At 62.9% G+C, this 18,447-nt stretch carries 15 protein-coding genes; 3 read left to right on the top strand and 12 right to left on the bottom strand.

Going from position 1 to position 18,447, the window contains the following annotated elements:
- Nucleotides 1-23: 23 nt before the first annotated feature.
- Genes GQA94_RS09885 through GQA94_RS09860 form a run of 6 tightly spaced genes read right to left on the bottom strand, consistent with a single transcriptional unit; the run spans nt 24 to nt 6,099 of the window.
- Nucleotides 24-1,706 (bottom strand): long-chain fatty acid--CoA ligase, encoded by a 1,683-nt coding sequence (locus GQA94_RS09885; RefSeq protein WP_158187853.1) that lies wholly within the window; start codon nt 1,704-1,706, stop codon nt 24-26.
- Between the two features lie 22 nt (nt 1,707-1,728).
- The gene (gene surE, locus GQA94_RS09880; protein WP_158187852.1) at nt 1,729-2,511 is read right to left on the bottom strand and encodes a 5'/3'-nucleotidase SurE; all 783 of its coding nucleotides are present in this window, start codon (nt 2,509-2,511) and stop codon (nt 1,729-1,731) included.
- Complete coding sequence (locus tag GQA94_RS09875; protein ID WP_158187851.1) at nt 2,508-3,578, bottom strand: phosphotransferase; 1,071 nt, start codon at nt 3,576-3,578, stop codon at nt 2,508-2,510. Before GQA94_RS09875 ends, surE begins: the two co-directional genes overlap by 4 nt.
- A 10-nt stretch (nt 3,579-3,588) precedes the next feature.
- A complete protein-coding gene (locus GQA94_RS09870) occupies nt 3,589-4,356 on the bottom strand; it encodes an SDR family NAD(P)-dependent oxidoreductase (protein ID WP_158187850.1) in 768 nt (255 codons plus the stop codon).
- Between the two features lie 35 nt (nt 4,357-4,391).
- Nucleotides 4,392-5,600: an acyl-CoA dehydrogenase family protein gene (locus GQA94_RS09865; protein WP_158187849.1), complete on the bottom strand. Its 1,209-nt coding sequence runs from the start codon at nt 5,598-5,600 to the stop codon at nt 4,392-4,394.
- Nucleotides 5,593-6,099, bottom strand: coding sequence for a PaaI family thioesterase (locus tag GQA94_RS09860; RefSeq protein WP_233270234.1), 507 nt, complete (start codon nt 6,097-6,099; stop codon nt 5,593-5,595). The genes GQA94_RS09865 and GQA94_RS09860 overlap by 8 nt, the downstream gene beginning before the upstream one ends.
- Before the next feature lie 450 nt (nt 6,100-6,549).
- Between GQA94_RS09860 and dctP the strand changes: the two genes are divergently transcribed.
- From dctP to GQA94_RS09845, 3 genes are all read left to right on the top strand, one after another.
- Nucleotides 6,550-7,584, top strand: coding sequence for a TRAP transporter substrate-binding protein DctP (gene dctP, locus GQA94_RS09855; RefSeq protein ID WP_158187847.1), 1,035 nt, complete (start codon nt 6,550-6,552; stop codon nt 7,582-7,584).
- 115 nt (nt 7,585-7,699) lie between these two features.
- Nucleotides 7,700-8,245, top strand: a complete 546-nt coding sequence (locus GQA94_RS09850) for a TRAP transporter small permease subunit (RefSeq protein ID WP_158187846.1) — start codon at nt 7,700-7,702, stop codon at nt 8,243-8,245.
- Nucleotides 8,242-9,552, top strand: a complete 1,311-nt coding sequence (locus GQA94_RS09845) for a TRAP transporter large permease (RefSeq protein WP_158187845.1) — start codon at nt 8,242-8,244, stop codon at nt 9,550-9,552. Before GQA94_RS09850 ends, GQA94_RS09845 begins: the two co-directional genes overlap by 4 nt.
- Before the next feature lie 219 nt (nt 9,553-9,771).
- Here the strand turns inward: GQA94_RS09845 and GQA94_RS09840 are convergent, their stop codons facing one another.
- From GQA94_RS09840 to GQA94_RS09815, 6 genes are all read right to left on the bottom strand, one after another.
- The gene (locus tag GQA94_RS09840) at nt 9,772-11,067 is read right to left on the bottom strand and encodes a flavohemoglobin expression-modulating QEGLA motif protein (RefSeq protein ID WP_158187844.1); all 1,296 of its coding nucleotides are present in this window, start codon (nt 11,065-11,067) and stop codon (nt 9,772-9,774) included.
- Between the two features lie 273 nt (nt 11,068-11,340).
- Entirely contained in the window at nt 11,341-12,843 is a 1,503-nt protein-coding gene (gene lysS / locus GQA94_RS09835) for a lysine--tRNA ligase (protein ID WP_158187843.1), read from the bottom strand.
- 178 nt (nt 12,844-13,021) lie between these two features.
- A protein-coding gene (prfB, locus tag GQA94_RS09830; protein ID WP_158187842.1) for a peptide chain release factor 2 occupies nt 13,022-14,117 on the bottom strand; the annotation gives its coding sequence in 2 pieces (ribosomal slippage) (nt 13,022-14,044 and nt 14,046-14,117; 1,095 coding nt in all).
- A 157-nt stretch (nt 14,118-14,274) separates the two neighbouring features.
- Nucleotides 14,275-15,033: a tellurite resistance TerB family protein gene (locus GQA94_RS09825; protein WP_158187841.1), complete on the bottom strand. Its 759-nt coding sequence runs from the start codon at nt 15,031-15,033 to the stop codon at nt 14,275-14,277.
- A 31-nt stretch (nt 15,034-15,064) separates the two neighbouring features.
- A complete protein-coding gene (locus GQA94_RS09820; RefSeq protein ID WP_158187840.1) occupies nt 15,065-16,174 on the bottom strand; it encodes an NADH:flavin oxidoreductase/NADH oxidase in 1,110 nt (369 codons plus the stop codon).
- 138 nt (nt 16,175-16,312) lie between these two features.
- Nucleotides 16,313-18,409 (bottom strand): molybdopterin oxidoreductase family protein, encoded by a 2,097-nt coding sequence (locus GQA94_RS09815; RefSeq protein ID WP_158187839.1) that lies wholly within the window; start codon nt 18,407-18,409, stop codon nt 16,313-16,315.
- Nucleotides 18,410-18,447: the final 38 nt, after the last annotated feature.

Here is an 18,447-nt window from a genome sequence, read left to right as displayed (position 1 = left end):
ATGGCGTCATCGACGCGGCGCCCTCAGGCCTCTTGTGCGTTGGCCGCGTGCTTGCGGTTTTCCTCTTCCTGCAAAGCGCGCCACATCAGTTTGCCGGTGGACGAGCGCGGCAGCGATGCGACGAACTCTACATACACCGGGGCCTTGTAGGCGGCCATCTCGGCCTTGCACCAGTCGATGATGTCCTGCTCGCTGACCTGCCCAGCCTGCCCGTCACGCAGCACCACGCAGGCCTTGACCGTCTCGCCGCGCTTGGGATCGGGACGGGAAATGACGCAACACTCCTGGATCGAAGGGTGCCGATACATCAGGCTTTCGACTTCCGACGGCCAGACTTTGAAGCCCGAAGCGTTGATCATGCGCTTGACGCGATCGACGAGGAAGAAATAGCCCTCTTCATCGTAGTAGCCCATGTCCCCCGTGCGGAAAAAACGCTTGCCGTCCAGCTCGATGAATGCGCGCTCGGTCTCTTCCGGGCGGTTCCAGTAACCTTGGAACAGCTGCGGCCCGTGGCTGATGATTTCGCCCACTTCGTTGGGGCCCAGCTCGCGCTGCGTGTGCAGGTCGATGATTCGGCTGTCGACGTCGAAGACGGGGATACCCAGGCACTGCGCCTTGGGACGCGCCACTGGATTGATGTGAGTGGCGGCGATGGTTTCCGACAATCCGTAGCCTTCGACGTAGCGCAGGCCGGTGAGTCGATGCAGTTTTTCCTCGACTGCCTTGGGCATCGCCGCCCCGCCGCCACCGACACTGACCAGGCTCGACAGGTTGTAGCGTTCCAGGTCCGGATCGGAGAGGAAATCGATGGCCATCGTGGCGATATTGACCCAGCCGGTCACTGCATGCCGCTCGATCAATTGGGCCGCCACCTTGCGGTCCCAGCGGGTCATGATGACCGCCGTGCCGCCGTTGTAGATCGGGCCGCTCATGGCGCCCTGCATGCCCGTCACGTGGAAGTATGGCAGGGTCGCGAGAATCACCGATTCGCTGGTGCTGTTGGTCCAGGCCACGCGGTGGATAATCGTGGCCATGGCCGAACGGTGGGTGTGCATGCAGCCCTTCGGCGCGCCGGTGGTGCCAGAGCTGTAGGGGAACACGCAGAGATCGTCCGGGCCTGCCGTATGCGGGCCGGGGGTATGGCCGGCGGCCAGGGCGTCGTTCCAACCGATGCCGCCGGCGAAATCCGCTGCGACAGCCGCGGCCTGGACCTCGGCCGGTAGCGTCAGGTCGGTCGGCTGCCGGATGTATTGCGAATAGGCCGCGACGATCACATGGCGCAGCTGCGCGGTACCGACCAGCGGTGCGATGAAGCCGGTCAGTTCCTGGCCGCAGATGCAGACGGCAGCGCCGGTATCGTGCACGTAATGTTCCAGCTCGGCGCTGTGGTTCATCGGGTTGACCGGCACCACCACCGCGTCGGCGCGCAGGATCGCGTAATAGGCGATGGTGAATTGCGGCGAGTTCTGCATGTACAGAAGAACGCGATCGCCCTTGGCGACGCCCAGCTTCTGCAGATAGCCGGCCAGTGCCTCCACTTCGCGCAGCAGTTCGCTGTAGGTGATGAGGGTGTCGTAGTAGACGATGGCCGTCTTGTCCGGGAAGCGCCGGGCGGATATCTCGAGATTGGCGAACAGGCTGGTTTCCGGGACCGTCAGGTGCTTGGGCAGATCCTCGGGCCAGACCGCATGATGACGAGTGAACATTGCAGTACTCCTGAAATCGCTGTTAAAGGGCCAGTTCGGCCATGGCCCGTTCTTCGCCCCACTCGAGCCAGCCACGGGTGTCGCGCAAGGGGGTGATGGCGATGCGTTTCTCACGCAGCGCGGTAACGTCCGCCTCAGGCGCGACGATATGGGCCGAGCTATGCTCGAAGCCCAGCCACCAGTACGGCAGTCCGCGACCGTCCCGGCCCGCCTGCAGACGCGGACGAGCAATCGAGCCGCGCGACTGCTGCGTCATCCGCAGGTGGCTGACGGAATCGGCCGGGCAGGCAGGGAAATTCACGTTCCAGCAACAACCGCCCTGCTGGCGACGCGCCCAGAGCGCGCGAATGGTGGTTTCAGCGTAGGTTTCGACACAGGACCAGTCGATCGCGGTGCGCTCGAGAAAGGCCTGGCTCAGACCGATGGCCGGCAATCCCAGCAGGTCGGCGCTGAGCACCGCGCCGAGCGTGCCCGAATACGGCACCGAATCGCCAATGTTGGCCCCGCTGTTGATGCCGGACAGCACCAGGTCGGGTGGTCCTTCCCGCAGCCACTCGGCCATGGCGAACATCACGCAGTCCGACGGCGTACCGGAGACCGCGAAGCGCCGCTCGCCGTGGCGATACACCCGCAACGGCGAGTGCACCGAAATGCCTTGTCCCGTACCGCTCTGGTCGTGCTCGGGCGCCACCACCCAGACCTCTTCGGCCAGCCGTGTGGCGATCCGTTCGAGCAAAGCCAGCCCCGGCGCGGCGATGCCGTCGTCGTTGGTCAGCAGGACGCGGCGCAGCAGTGGACCGCTCATGTTGGCGCTCCCGCGGTCCCGCTCTGCGCGATGTGCCAGCCGGCCTCGGCAAGCAGGCTCGCACGTTGGCCGACCTGCAGCGCATCGGCGTTGCTGGCGTTGCCCTGCAGCGCCCGGGCATACACGCCTTGTAGGATCGCCGCGAGACGGAACAGCGAAAACGCCAGGAACACATGCCAATCGGCAACCTCGCCACGCCCGCTCTGCCGGCAGTAACGCTCCAGCACCTGCTGTTCGCTGGGCAGGCCCCGCGCCTGAAGATCGATGCCGATCAGTCCACGCAAGCCATCCACTCCAGCGGGCAGGTGATACGGCAGGCAGAAGTACGCAAGGTCCGCCAGCGGATGGCCAAGGGTCGACAGCTCCCAATCGAGAATCGCCGCGACCGTTGGCGCCTCGGGGTCGAAGATCAGATTGCCGAGGCGGAAGTCGCCATGGGCGATGGCGCACTCGTCACGCTGAGGCGCCTGCTCCGGCAACCATTGCATCAACCGCTCCATCGCGGGCATGTCGCCCGTGCGGGAGGCCTGATACTGGCCAGACCATCGTTTCACCTGGCGAGCGAAGTAGCCCTGTGCCTTGCCGAAATCGCTGAGCCCTACCGCCTCGACGTCGACCCGATGCAATTCGGCAAGGGTATCGACCGCCGCCATGTGGACCGCCTGGCGGTCTCGCGCGGCCAGTTCGTCGAGGGCCGGATGGTTGAAAATCCGCCCCGGAACGTGGTCCATCACGTAGAAGGCCGTACCGATGATGCTCTCGTCCTCGCACAACAGGCGCACGGGCGGCACCGGCACCCGGGTGTGTTCGGACAATGCGCGGATCACCTTGTATTCACGCTCGACCATGTGTGCCGACGGCAGCACCTTGCCTGGTGGCTTCTTGCGCAACACATAGCGCCGCCCGGCGCTTTCCAGCAGGAAGGTGGGGTTTGACTGTCCACCCTGAAACTGCCTGAAGCTCAGGCGTTCATCCATGTCCGGCAGGTGAAGGCGCAGGTACCGGCCCAGCGCGGCCTCATCGAAGCGATGCGCCGCAAGCACATCGACCAACTCGGGTTCGTTCATCGACCGGCCCTCAGCATGCGGTTTCGCCGCCGTCCGCGACGATCACCTGGCCGGTGATATAGGCGCTGGCGGGCGCCGCCAGGAACACGGCCAGACCGGCGATATCCACGGGCTCACCGATGCGGCGCAGCGGCGTCTTCTCGGCCGCCCGGCGAACCCGCTCCGGGTCGTCGAGCAGCGCCTTGGCGAAATCGGTGCGCACCAGCCCTGGCGCGATGGCATTCACGCGGATGCCCCTGGGGCCCCATTCCGCCGCCAGATTGCGAGCCAGCGCCGCTTCGGCCGCCTTGGACACGCCGTAGGTGCCGATCACGGTATTGCCACGCAACCCGGCGATGCTGGAGAGCATGATGACCGCCCCTTCACCGCGTTCGGCCATCTGCGGCAGGACCATGTTGGACAGCCAGAAGGTGCCCTTGACGTTGGTGTCCATGATCTTGTCCCAGGCGTCATCGGTCAGCTCACTGGTCGGGCCGTAGACCGGGTTGGTCGCGGCATTGCAGACCAGCACATCGATGCGCCCCCAGGTTTGCAGCGTGGTGTCGACCAGCCGCTGCAGGTCTTCCTTGCGGCCAACGTGGCAAGGCACCGCAATGGCCTCGAAACCTTCGCTTTTCAGCTCAGCCGCCACGGCCTCGCAGGCATCGGCCTTACGGCTGGAAATGACGACCCGTGCGCCGCACCGAGCCATTTCCCAGGCGATGGAGCGGCCGATACCGCGGCTGGACCCGGTGATCAGCGCCACCTTGCCGGACAGATCGAATAGCGGATTGGTCATGTGACTGCATCCTTCTTGTAGGTTTTGTCGGAAACTCAGCGCTTGGAATAGCTGTTCAGTTCGAGTTTGGCGATGGTGTCCAGATGCACCTCGTCCGGGCCGTCGGCCAGGCGCAGGGTCCGTTGGTGAGCCCAGGCCGAAGCCAGGAAGCTGTCCTGGCAGACGCCCTTGGCGCCATGGACCTGGATGGCACGGTCGAGCACCCGCAGCGCCATGCTCGGTGCGGCCGCCTTGATCATCGCAATTTCCTGCCGCGCCACCTTGTTGCCGACGGTGTCCATCATGCGGGCCGCCTTGAGCGTGAGCAGGCGGGTCTGTTCGATCTCGATGCGCGAGCGTGCGATGTCCTTGCGGATCGAGTCGAAGTCAGCCAGCGGCTTGCCGAAGGCCACACGCGAATGAACGCGCTCGCACATGGCCTGCAACGCCCGTTCGGCGACACCGATGGTGCGCATGCAATGGTGAATGCGACCCGGGCCCAGGCGACCCTGGGCGATCTCGAAACCACGGCCCTCGCCAAGCAGGATGTTGCTGGCCGGGACGCGAACGTTGTTGTAATGGATTTCCGCATGGCCGTGCGGCGCGTGGTCGTAGCCAAAGACATGGAGCGCCCGGGTGATTTCCACGCCGGGTGTATCCAGCGGCACGAGGATCATCGACTGCTGGCGATGGCGCTCGGCGCCGGGGTCGGTCTTGCCCATGACGATGGCGATCTTGCAGGTGGTCGCCATCGCGCCAGAGGACCACCATTTGCGTCCGTTGATGACGTACTCATCACCCTCGCGACGGATCTCGCAGGCGATGTTGGTCGCATCCGAAGAAGCGACCTCGGGTTCGGTCATGGAGAAGCAGGACCGAATCTCGCCATTGAGCAGCGGTTTGAGCCATTGTTCCTGCTGCTCCGGCGTGCCATAGCGCGTCAGCACCTCCATGTTCCCGGTGTCCGGAGCCGAGCAGTTGAAAATCTCGGCGGCGCCATGCGAGCGCCCCATGATTTCGCACAGGTGGGCGTATTCGAAATTGGTCAGCCCTGCACCGTACTCGCTCTCCGGCAGGAACAGGTTCCACAGCCCCTGCGCCCTCGCCTTGGCCTTGAGTTCTTCGAGAATCGGTGGCGGTGCCCAGCGATTTTCGGCGGAGGCGGTTTGTTCGTGGAAAAGATGCTCGTTGGGATAGACATGCTCGTCCATGAATGCCGTGAGCTGTTCATGCAGCTGTAGCGCTTTACCGGTCAGTTCATACATCGCCGTTTTCCTTCTTGTTGTTGTGCTGCGCCGGAAACGTCAGCGGTACCCCTTGCGGGTGCTCGCTGCCAGAGCGCAGGCGGAAAGTCGCTTCGCCGATCGCCAGCAGACGATCGTCCTGGTCGCGCACCTCGCCGGAGCTGTTGAAAATGCGTGTGCCCCCGGCACGTCGTTTGCCGATGGCGCGGATCACGCCGCCCGAACACTGGCCGGTGAAGGTGGTGTTCAGCACCAGCGTGATGGCCTTGCGCACCCGGCCCGGGTACGGACAGTAGGTGCCGGCCTCGGCCAGCACCACGTCGAGCAACGCAGTCAGCACGCCCCCGTGCAGGACGCCCGCCATGTTCAGGTGACAAGCCTGAACGTCCAGTTCGATCACCGCTTCGTCCTGCGACCAGGACACCTGGCGATAGCCAAGCACCTGATGAAAGCCAGGCAAATCCTTGCCTCCGCTGATCGGAAGCTCGTGGGTTGGGGTGTCTCGCTCAAGGGGGTCCACATCGGGCCCCTTCATGGTGCGGGCTTGCCGCGAGTCGACAGGATGGGTGCCCGCCTGGGCGCCGATTCCGTGCCGATGGTTGTGATATCGAGCCGCATAGCGTGTCCTCTGGATTGTTTTTGTGACGAGTCCGCTTCCTTTTGAAGCTGGCATGCCTGAAACGATGCGTCAATTCGAAATCCAGTTCCATCAGGCAGAATTATGATGAGCCACAAACAGAACCGTCTAAGATCAATGTCGAAACGCGTCAGCACCAGCCAGCCAAGCGCTTCGACACATCGTGAAAGATGAAAGAGGTGGAGATAGCGTTCTGCTAGTGGTTGAAAAAGCTGCACGCTATGTTAGCTTTCGGATACCTTGCAAAAATCAGTTTTGCTGTGCGAAACGTAGAACGACGTAAGTGCGAGAACAATGGCCGTCAGCCAGACAATTACAACAAGAGGACGTGTTATGAAATCCATGCTCAAGAAGTTACTCGTACCAGCCAGCCTGGTCGCGCTGGCAATAGCTGCGGTTGCCCCGCAGATGGCCGCGGCGCAGGACGTCGCCAAATGGCGCGTCCAATCCCATTGGCCGAGCGCCAGCAGCTCCTATAAAGACAGTCTGGTTCGCCTGAAAACCGAGCTCGAACGACGTACCGAAGGTCGCCTGCAATTGCAGCTGTTCGAGGCCGGTGCTCTGTTCAAAGATACGGAAACCTTCAACGCGGTCAGCCGCGGAATCTTGCAGATGGGCACCATTTCCCCAGGTTACGCCCAGGACAAAATAACCTTGGCCGGTATCGCCTCCGGTCTACCCTTCGCATTCCGCAACGTCTGGGAAGCCGCCTACTTCCACAAACACATGGGCTTTGAGGACATGCTTCGCGAGGAAGCAGCCAAGCACAACGTGTACTGGTCGACTGATAAGGTTTACCCCACCGAGATGGTTGTGAAGCAGCCCATCAACAGCTGGGAAGACTTCACCAAGCTGAAGATTCGTTCCTCTGGCGCGCTGCAGAAGTTTCTCAGCGAAGCCGGTGCATCGACCACCTTCCTGCCCGGCAGCGAGCTGTATCCCGCGCTGGACACCGGCGTGGTCGACGCTGCGCATTGGGGCGCCGCACAAGGCGCAGCGAGCATGAGCTTCTATGAAGTGACCAAGTACCACGTCAAACCGGCACTCAACATCGCCGGTACCGATGTGATCATCGTCAGTCAGAAGGCGCTCGACGCGCTGTCCGAGAAGGATCAGGAGATCGTCAAGCAGGTCTTGGACGAGCAGTTCTGGTACCGCACCAACGAATACCTGTACCAAGAGCAGATTGCGCTCTCGAACGCCATCAAGGAGCACGGCGTTCAGGTCAACACGCTGCCCGAAGACGTGCAGAAGCGCCTGACCGATGTCGCCCAGAAGAGTTGGGAGGCCGAAGGCAAGCGCAGCGAAAATGCAGCCAAGGCGCTCCAAATGCTCAAGACCATGCTCGGCGATCTCGGCTACCTCTGACCTGACAGGCTCGCCAGCGCACCAGCGTCCGTGACGGCAACAGACTCAGCTCCTGCCATCACGGGCGCCCGGTGCGGGTTCGCTCCCGATTCTCCGTGCTGTCCTGGAGTTAGCGATGCGCTTAATTCATGCGTACATAAACGGCATTACGCGGCTGAACAACGTGATTGGTCGGTGGACGGCGTATCTGATCTTCGTCATCTTTCTACTGCTGATTGGCGAAGTGTTCATGCGATACCTGTTCGCCTCGCCGACCTCATGGACCAACGAGCTTGGGCAAATGTTGTTCGGCCTTTATATCGTCCTGTCTGGTGGTTACGTCCTGGCCCAGCGCGGCCATGTCAGCGTCGATCTGCTCTATAGCTCACTGTCGCGGCGCACCCAGGCTTGGTTGGATATCTTCACCTCGATCATGTTTTTCCTCTTCGTGGCAGCCCTGCTGTATTTCGGTAGCTCTATGGCCTGGGAGTCGATTCAGAGCATGGAAACCTCCTACTCGGCATGGAACCCACCGATCTGGCCGATCAAAGCGGCCATCCCGATCGCGGTCGGACTGCTGCTTCTGCAAGGCGTGGCAAAGTTGCTTGAAGACATACTCGTCGCGCTGAATCTCGAGCCTGGCCTGGATCTGCCCGAATCATCCAAGGAGGGGCAAGAATGAGCATCGAGATCACCACCCTGCTGTTCTTTCTATCGCTGATTTTTTTCTTGATCCTTGGCCTGCCGCTGGCCTTCGTCCTAGGCGGAGTCTCGGTCCTGTTTCTGTATTTCACCTGGGGCGTCGACGCCTTCTACATGGTGGCCTCGCAAATGTGGGGCACCATGGGCAGCTTCACACTGGTGGCCATTCCGTTGTTCGTATTCATGGCCATGCTGCTCGAACGCACCGGCGTCGCCCGTGACCTCTATCGCATGATGCACCTGTGGTGCGGTGGCATGCGCGGCGGCCTGGCGGTCGGCACGCTGGGCATTTGTGCGATCTTCGGCGCGATGGTCGGCATCAGCGGCGCAGCGGTCGTGGCCATGGGCACCATCGCGTTGCCGGCGATGCTGGAACGCGGCTATGACAAGCGCATGGTGCTCGGCTGCATCAACACCGGTGGCGGCTGGGGCATCCTGATACCTCCGAGCATCATGATGATCCTCTACGCGATGATCAGCGGTGTCTCTGTAGGCAAGATGTTCGCGGCCGGCGTGCTGCCAGGCATCCTGCTGGTCGCTCTGACCGTTATCTATGTGCTGGGTCGCTGCTTCTTCCAGCCGCATCTAGCACCAGCGCTACCGAAAGAGGAACGCGGCAGCTGGGGCGACAAGCTACGTGCTGTCCGTGCGGTCATCCTGCCCATCGGCATCGTGGCGATGGTGCTCGGCTCGATCATCGGTGGCATGACCACGCCTACCGAGGCCGCCGCCATGGGCGTGCTCGGCGCCCTGATCTCGGCTGCGGTCTACCGCAAGCTCAACTGGGAGATCGTGCAGGAAGCCGCCATCCGCACCTTCAAGCTGACCGGGATGATCGCCTGGATTCTGTTCGCGGCCCACGCCTTCAGCTCCGCCTACCAGGGCATGGGCGCGCAGTCGCTGATCGAAGGCTTGATGATGGATCTGCCCGGCGGACGCTGGGGCATCATCATCACCATGATGGCCGTGGTTTTCCTGATGGGCATGCTGCTCGACCCGGTGGGCATCATGCTGATAACCCTCCCGGTGTTTTTGCCCATTGTGGCGTCGCTGGGCTTTGACCCTATCTGGTTTGGCATCCTCTTCGTGATCAACATGGAGATCGGCTACATGACGCCACCCTTCGGGTTCAACTTGTTCTACCTGAAGGGCATCGTGCCGCCGGGCATCACCATGCGCGACATCTACTGGTCGGTGATTCCGTTCGTGATCGTCAACATCATTGGGCTGGGCATCATCATGGTCTTCCCGGAGATCGCCACCTATCTGCCAAACCTACTGTTCTGATTAACGACGCTGAGACCAAAAAAGCCGGGGCAGATGCTCCGGCTTTTTTGTACGTGACGGTCGTGGCGCTTGCCCGCTCGTTACTTGCGTTCCAGGATTCGCAGGCGACCCACCGTGCGATCCGTCAGGCTAGCCCCGGGCGAAGCTGAACGTTCCATGTTCCATGCACCTTGCCTGATGGTCATCCGGAGTAGGCGGCGGCACGGGCCTTGGCCCGCCTCAGATGATATTGGCGTAGTCGGCCTCGATGCGATCCAGGCTCAGGTGATTGAGGAAGTTGGAAAAACACATCCAGGCTGAAAGCGCGTTCAGGTCCTGGAATTGCTGCGGCAGATACTTGGGCGGGACCACCATGCCCTCGTCGACCAACTGGCGCAGGGTGCGCATGTCTTCCAGCGTGGTCTTGCCGCAGAACAGCAGCGGAATCTGCTCCAGACGGCCCTTGCGCACCGCGAGCTGGATGTAGTTGTAGATCATGATGAAGCCCTTCAGATAGGACAAATCCTTGGTGAAGGGCAGACCGTTCGGGCTCGAGCCGCGAAAGACCCGGCTGGCGTTGCTGTAGCACTCGTCTTCGGCATACCCCTGCTCGCGGAAGAAGGCGAACACGTCGAGAAAATCCGCGCCCTCCTCGGCCATGTGGATGGCGCGGGTGCGGTTGGTAAGTTTGCGCAGGCGGGTCGGGTACGAGGCGAAGGCGATGACCTCCATGAGAATCGCCAGCCCTTCCTGGGTCACGGTGGACGACGGCGGGCCCTTGGCAAGGAAGGTACAGATCGGCTGGTTCTGCCCGTTGAGCGTGGTGCCGACATGCACCAGCCCCTCGTGAACCTCCAGCGCTCGCACGTCGCGCTCGTTGAACATCGCGTCGCTGCGTATCTTGATGTAGTCGGCACCAGCGGCGGCATCGGCGAGGATGCCGTCGGACTCGAACACGCGGATCACGCCCTCGCCTTCACCAAACACCAGATCCAGACGACGTTGCAGCATCTCCACGGCCTGCGGCGCGTTGAGCACCTTGGCTTCGTCTTTCAAGTCGCCACGGTCGGCGATGTTGTTCAGATAATCGGAAAGCATCAGGCCGAGGTCGGCCAGCGTCGGGTCTCCAGCATGGAAGGCGTCGGACGCGGCGCCGTAAAGCTCCTGGGAGATCAGACCGAAGTCAGCGGTGCCCCGTGCCTCCAGCATGCGGATCACCATGCGGTATTCCTTGCACATCCGCCGCATGATCTGCCCGACCGGATTGAACTGGCCCAACTGGCGAGTGATGTCACGCTCGATGTTCTGGAATTCTTCCTTCTTGGCGCTGGAATCGAAACCCAGCGGGCGGCCTTCGTAATAGGCGCGATCAACCTGAGGCAGCTCCCGAGCGCCAGCGGCAAAGAACCCTTGGCGGATATGGTCGTCCCACTTCACCGCGTCGAGCACACGCACCGGCGTCTGCGCCTCGACGATGCGGTCGGACAGGCCGCGCACCGTGAGCTGATATTCGTCCAGGTTGTTACGGGAATTCATCCGTACCTCGTCAGTGATGAGCCGTAGCCGTCAACTTATACACCAGCGGACCGCCGCGATCCGTGTCCGGTTCGCGAATGGTCCGTCCACTACTGAAGTGTGTCGGCAGGCGTCGATCGATCTGAACCCAGCCAAAACCACGACTGTAAGCCCGAGCGCTGGCGTATCGAACTGGCGTGACCTTGGCGGACCTGCAAACGGGCACCGCCGACGGATCACCGTGCGATACCGGACGCCGCTCGGCGAGTCACCCGAGCGGCGGGACGGCCGCGGTCAAACTTCAGGACGCATGTGCGGGAACAGGATCACGTCGCGGATCGACGGCGAGTTGGTCAGCAGCATCACCAGCCGGTCGATGCCGATGCCTTCGCCCGCCGTCGGCGGCATGCCGTATTCCAGAGCGCGGACGAAGTCTGCATCGAAATGCATGGCTTCGTCATCGCCGGCATCCTTGTCACGCACTTGTGCATGGAAGCGCTCGGCCTGGTCCTCGGCGTCGTTCAGCTCGGAGTAGGCATTGGCGATCTCGCGGCCACCGATGAACAGCTCGAAGCGGTCGGTGACGCTCGGGTCGTCGTCGCTGCGACGCGCCAGCGGCGAGACTTCGAACGGATAGCGGGTGATGAAGGTCGGCTGTTCCAGCTTGTGCTCGACCAGCTCCTCGAAAATCATCACTTGCAGCTTGCCCAGCCCTTCGAAGCCGAGGACCTTGGCACCGGCCTTCTTGGCGATGGCGCGCGCGGTATCGATGTCCCGCAGGTCGGCGGCACTGATGTCCGGATTGAATTTCAGGATCGAGTCGAACACCGAAAGCCGCGCGAAGGGCTCGCCGAAGTGGAACAGCTTGTCGCCGTATGGCACATCGGTGCTGCCGAGGACCAACTGCGCCAGCTCGCGGAACAGCTCCTCGGTCAGGTCCATGTTGTCTTCGTAGTCGGCGTAGGCCTGGTAGAACTCGAGCATGGTGAATTCAGGGTTGTGCCGGGTCGAAACGCCTTCGTTACGGAAGTTGCGGTTGATCTCGAACACACGCTCGAAACCACCGACCACCAGGCGCTTGAGGTACAGCTCCGGCGCGATGCGCAGGAACATCGGCAGGTCCAGCGCGTTGTGGTGCGTCTCGAACGGCTTGGCCGCCGCGCCGCCCGGAATGGTCTGCAGCATCGGCGTCTCGACTTCGAGGAAGTCGCGCTCGTTGAGGAACTTGCGGATGTGCCCGATCACCTGCGAGCGCACTCGGAAGGTGTGGCGGGTTTCTTCGTTGACGATCAGGTCGACGTAGCGCTGGCGATAGCGCTGCTCGGTGTCGGTCAGGCCATGGTGCTTGTCCGGCAACGGGCGCAGCGACTTGGTCAACAGCCGCACGGCGGTCATCTCGACATAGAGGTCGCCCTTGCCTGAACGCGCCAGCGTGCCTTCGGCGGCGATGATGTCGCCCAGGTCCCAGTGCTTGATCGCCTCCAGGGTTTCGGCCGGCAGCGTCTTGCGGTTGACGTAGACCTGAATGCGTCCAGTCATGTCCTGCAGCACCATGAAGGCGCCACGATTGAGCATGATGCGACCGGCGATCTTCACCGGGATTGCCGCTTCTGCCAGCTCTTCCTTGGTCTTGTCGGCGTATTTAAGCTGCAAATCGTTGCAGTAGCTGTCGCGACGGAAGTCATTGGGGAAAACGTTGCCCTTGGCGCGCTCGGCGGCCAGTTTTTCCTTGCGCTGAAGGATCAGGCTGTTTTCTTCCTCTTGGATGGCGTGCTGGTTCAGCGGTTGTTCGCTCATGGTTTCAAAATGCCTGGAAATCTAGTGGATGGATCCTGGGTAGGATGGGCCGGGCGCCCAGCCCACCCTACACCTGGAAAAGCTGCCTGTAACGCGGGGTGGGCTTCAGCCCACCGAACCTGGCCAATGGATGAAGGCGCAACGCCGTCTGCCCGATTGCCTGGCCAGGCGCAGTCGCTTACAGCCCCTGCTTGAGACTGGCTTCGAGGTACTCGTCGATGTCTCCGTCGAGGACCTTGTCGCAATCGCTGCGTTCGATGCCGGTGCGCAGATCCTTGATGCGCGACTGGTCGAGCACGTAGGAGCGGATCTGGTGACCCCAGCCGATATCGGACTTGGAATCTTCCAACGCCTGGGACGCCGCATTGCGCTTCTGAATCTCCTGCTCGTACAACCTGGCCCGCAGCATCTTCATGGCGGTGTCCTTGTTGGCGTGCTGGGAGCGCTCGTTCTGGCAACTGACCACGGTGTTGGTCGGCACGTGGGTGATCCGTACCGCCGAGTCGGTGGTGTTGACGTGCTGGCCGCCCGCGCCGGAGGAGCGATAGGTGTCGATACGCAGGTCCGCCGGATTGATCTCGATCTCGATGTTGTCGTCGATTTCAGGCGAGACGAACACTGCGGTGAATGACGTGTGACGGCGGTTACCGGAGTCGAACGGGCTTTTGCGCACCAGCCGATGCACACCGATCTCGGTGCGCAGCCAGCCGAAGGCGTATTCGCCCTTGATATGCAATGTGGCGCCCTTGATGCCGGCGACCTCGCCTTCGGACAATTCCATGATGGTCGCGTCGAAACCGTGCTTGTCGGCCCAGCGCAGGTACATGCGCAGCAGCATGTTGGCCCAATCCTGGGCTTCGGTGCCGCCAGAACCGGCCTGGATGTCCAGATAGGCGTTGTTGGGGTCCATCTCGCCGCTGAACATGCGGCGGAATTCCAGCCCTTCGAGAATACCGCGCAAACGATCCAGCTCGGCGGCCACATCGTCGACGGCGCTCTGGTCGTCTTCTTCGACGGCCATGTCGAGCAGGTCGCGGGAGTCGGCCAGCCCACCCTCGAGGTCGTCGATGGTTTCGACGATCAGCGCCAGCGTCGCTCGCTCACGGCCCAGGTTCTGAGCGTACTCAGGATTGTTCCAGACGTTCGGGTCTTCGAGTTCGCGGTTTACTTCGACCAGACGATCATGCTTCTGATCGTAGTCAAAGATACCCCCGAATTGACTGGGTGCGCTCGGACAGGTCCTTGATGCTGTTGAGGATCGGGTTGATTTCCATAGGTAGGCAGCTCTCAATCGGACGGTGCGAAAAGCCGACGATTATAACGCAGCAGGCCGCGGCTGACAGCCCGCGCGAGACCGTCGGCGCGGCCGGTTCAAGCGATGTCCATCGGGACTGCGCCTGGGGCGGGCAACAGCGCCGCGCCAGGGCGCTATCAGGCGGAAACGCCGCGCACCTGGCTTTCCAGCTCGGCCTTCAGCTGGGCATCGAGTTTCAGCTGGCGGGCCAGTTCGTCCAGATAGGCGCGTTCCATGAAATGCTCCTCGTCCACCATCAGCACGCTGGCCAGGTACATCTCCGAGGCCATCTCCGGCGTGCTGGCGGCAGCAGCAACCTCGACCGGGTCCAGCGGCTTGTTCAGCTCCGCCTCGAGCCAATGCTGCAATTGGGGATCGTCGGTGAGCTGGGCCAGTTCAGCTTCGATCATCTTGCGTTCCTGGTCATCGACATGGCCATCGGCCTTGGCCGCCGCGACCAGCGCCTTGAGAATGCCCCGGCTGTGCTCCTCGACCTGATCAGGCGGCAGGCGATCGACCGTTTGCGGCTCGACCCGCGTCGCGCTCGTCTGCCCCGCGCCGGCCTGTTGCGCCTGCCAGTTGCCGTAGGCCTTGTAGGCGAGCATCCCGAGCGCGGCCAGACCGCCATAAGTGACGGCCTTGCCGCCGAGACGCCGGCCGCTCCGGCTCCCCAGCAACAAGCCGAGCGCCCCGCTCGCCAAGGCGCCCCGCCCGACGCCACCGGCACCGCCGCCTCCGCCGAGGATGCTGCCAAGGGGCCCACCCGCACCGGACAGCATGTCGCCGAGCGAGCCTCCGCCTGCGGCACTGCCTGAGCGCGCAGCCGAGCCTTGCTGCTTCTGGAGAAGGTCTTGCCCGGATTTGAGCAATTGGTCGAGCAAACCGGAGGTCTTCATAGCTATTACCTGCTGAAAGCGATGGTTGAAGTCAGTCGAGCGCGTCGGGAAGCCGCCGGATCGGCGTGTTCCGGTGAGCGGCGCGCACGTATTGGGCGGGCCACGGAACCGAGCTGTCACGCAGATCCTCCGCAGCGTGCAATGGCCAATAGGGGTCGCGCAACAGTTCGCGCGCCAGCAGGATCAGGTCCGCCTGGCCGGTACGCAGGATGTGTTCGGCCTGTACCGCCTCGGTGATCATGCCGACCGTGCCGGTGGCGATGCCGGCCTCGCGCCGGACCTGCTCGGCGAACTGGGTCTGGTAGCCGGGACCGACCGGAATCTCGGCATTGGCCGCCGTGCCGCCGGACGACACATCGATCAGGTCGACCCCCACGGTCTTCAAGCGGCGCGCAAGCTCGACGGTTTCTTCCGCGTTCCAGCCATCCTGCACCCAATCGGTCGCGGACAGCCGCACGAACAGTGGCAACTCTTCAGGCCATACACCCCGTACTGCCTGGGTGACCTCGAGAAGCAGACGGATACGGTTGTCGAACGACCCGCCGTAATCATCCTGGCGGCGGTTGGACAGCGGCGACAGGAACTGATGCAGCAGGTAGCCGTGTGCCGCATGCACCTCGGCAATCTTGAAACCGGCCGCCAGGGCGCGCTCGGCAGCCCTTACGAAGGCGTGAATGACGTCAGCGATCCCGGCCTCGTCCAGTGCCGTCGGCACCGCGTGCTCAGGATCGAAGGCGATGGTCGACGGCCCCACCGGCGTCCAGCCACCCGCTGCGATCGGCACGCTGCCATGGCGTCCCAACCAGGGCTGCCAAGTACTCGCCTTGCGCCCCGCATGCGCCAGCTGGATGCCGGCCACCGAACCCTGGGCTTCGATGAAACGTGTGATGCGACGCAGTGGTTCGACATGTTCATCGGACCAGATGCCGAGATCCTGCGGCGAAATGCGCCCGTCCGCGGTCACTGCGGTGGCTTCGATGATCACCAGCCCGGCGCCGCCTACCGCACGGCTGCCCAGATGAACCAGGTGCCAATCGTTGGCCATCCCGGCCTTGGCCGAGTACTGGCACATCGGCGAGACGGCAATACGATTGGGCAGCGTCAACTGACGCAGGGTGAGCGGCTGAAAAAGCTGTGTCATGGCAACCTCGCTGCAATGGATGCGCGTTGGACATCCATCAGTACAGACTGTTTCGACGAGTTTGCCCGATCGCGGCCGTGCTCGGGAGGCGATTCGGTGACGGGGTGTGACGGCGGTCGCGAGCCGCGCTGACCGAAATCAGGCGGCTTCCACCCGCACCGGCACGCCATTGAGCGCGGCATTGCCGGACAAAGCGTCCAGCTGGCGTTCATCGGTCAGATCGTTGGCGCTGGCGCCGGGCTGGCTGCTGGCGACGCCCATCTGCACGCCAGGTCGCGCATGCCCCCAGCCATGCGGCAGGCTGACCACACCGGGCATCATCTCGTCGCTGGCCGCGACCTCGACCTCGATCATGCCCACCCGCGAACGCACCCGTACCCGCTGCCCATCCACCAGTTCGAGACGAGCCAGGTCCGCCGGATTCATCAGCAGTTGATGGCGTGGCTTGCCCTTCACCAGGCGGTGGTAATTGTGCATCCAGGAATTGTTGCTGCGCACATGCCGGCGTCCGATCAGCAACAACTGGTCCGGCTGCGGCGACGGTGCAGCCGCGAAACGCTTCAGGTCGCCGAGAAATAATGGCGGCGCGGCCTGGACATGCCGGTCGGCGGTTTTCAGACGACCACCGAGGTTCGGCTGCAGCGGCCCCAGGTCCAAGCCATGCGGGTAGTCGCGCAACCTGGCAAGACTCAGGCGCATTTCGCTGCCGTCACCGTGGGGGCCGGCTCGCAGCCCGAGGTCGATCATCTGTTCGGGCGCCATCGTCGGTTTCAACTCCGCGCCGGTACGCGCGGCGAACGCCTTGGCCAGACCGACGAAGATTTCCCAGTCGTGCAGCGCACCCTCGGGTTTGCCAAGCACGGCCTGGTTGAAGCGGGTGACGTTGCGCACCGCAAAGACGTTGAACGTGGTGTCGTAGTGATCATGCTCCAGCGGAGCCGTCGGTGGCAGGATCAGATCGGCGTAACGGGTGGTTTCGTTGATATAGAAATCGACGCTGAGCATGAATTCCAGCCCATCGAGCGCCTGCTCCAGCTGCCGCCCGTTGGGCGTGGACAATACCGGATTGCCGGCCACGGTCACCAACGCGCGAATCTGCCCCTGCCCTTCGGTGAGCATCTCTTCGGCCAGCGCCGAGACTGGCAGCTCGCCGCCATATTCGGGCAATCCCGAGACGCGGCTCTGCCAACGATTGAAGTGACCGCCCGAGGTGCTGCCGACCAGGTCTACCGCCGGTTGGGTGCAGAGCGTGCCGCCCACCCGGTCGAGATTACCCGTGACCAAGTTGATCGCCTGCACCAGCCACTGGCAGAGCGTGCCGAATGCCTGGGTGGAAACGCCCATGCGCCCGTAGCAGACGGCCTTGTCCGCTGCCGCGAACGCCCGTGCCAACGCGCGAATCCCCTCGGCGGGCACGCCGCAGCGGGCACTCATTGCCTCGACCGTGAAAGGCGCCACCGCCGCGCGCAGCTCGTCCAGCCCGGCCACTGGCAGGTGAGAGGTACGAGTCAGCCCCTCGTCGAACAGCGTGTTGAGCAAGCCGAACAGCAGCGCCGCGTCCTCGCCTGGGCGAACGAACAGGTGTTGGTCCGCCATGGCTGCCGTTTCACTCCGGCGAGGGTCGACAACGACCAGCGTGCCGCCGCGCGCCTTCAAGGCCTTGAGGCGTTTTTCGACATCCGGCACAGTCATGATGCTGCCATTGGAGGCCAGCGGATTACCGCCGAGGATCAACATGAAGTCGGTGTGATCGATGTCAGGAATGGGGATCAGCAGGCCATGGCCGTACATCATCAGGCTGGTCAAGTGATGCGGCAGCTGATCCACCGAGGTCGCGGAAAAGCGGTTACGCGTCTTCAATTGGCCGAGAAAATAGTTGCTGTGGGTCATCAACCCGTAGTTGTGCACGCTGGGGTTGCCCTGATAGACCGCCACCGCATTATTGCCGTGACGCTCACGAATGTCCGCCAGGCGCTCGGCAACCAGTTCGAACGCAGCATCCCATTCGATTGCTTGCCACTCGTTGCCGACCCGGCGCATTGGATGGCGCAGGCGGTCCGGATCGTTCTGGATATCCTGCAGCGCGACGGCCTTGGGGCAGATATGACCGCGACTGAAGCTGTCCTGCGGATCGCCCTTGATCGATAGGATCTGCTCATCACGGACCTCGAGGGTCAGGCCGCAGATGGCCTCGCACAGATGACAGGCGCGGTGGTGCAGCGTCGATTCGCTCATCGCAGGCTCCGGAGGGTTGTTGTTGTAATCCAACCACT

The organism is Stutzerimonas stutzeri (genome assembly GCF_009789555.1).
In the GTDB taxonomy this organism is placed as follows: domain Bacteria; phylum Pseudomonadota; class Gammaproteobacteria; order Pseudomonadales; family Pseudomonadaceae; genus Stutzerimonas; species Stutzerimonas stutzeri_R.
This window is presented reverse-complemented; position numbering and strand designations above follow the sequence as displayed.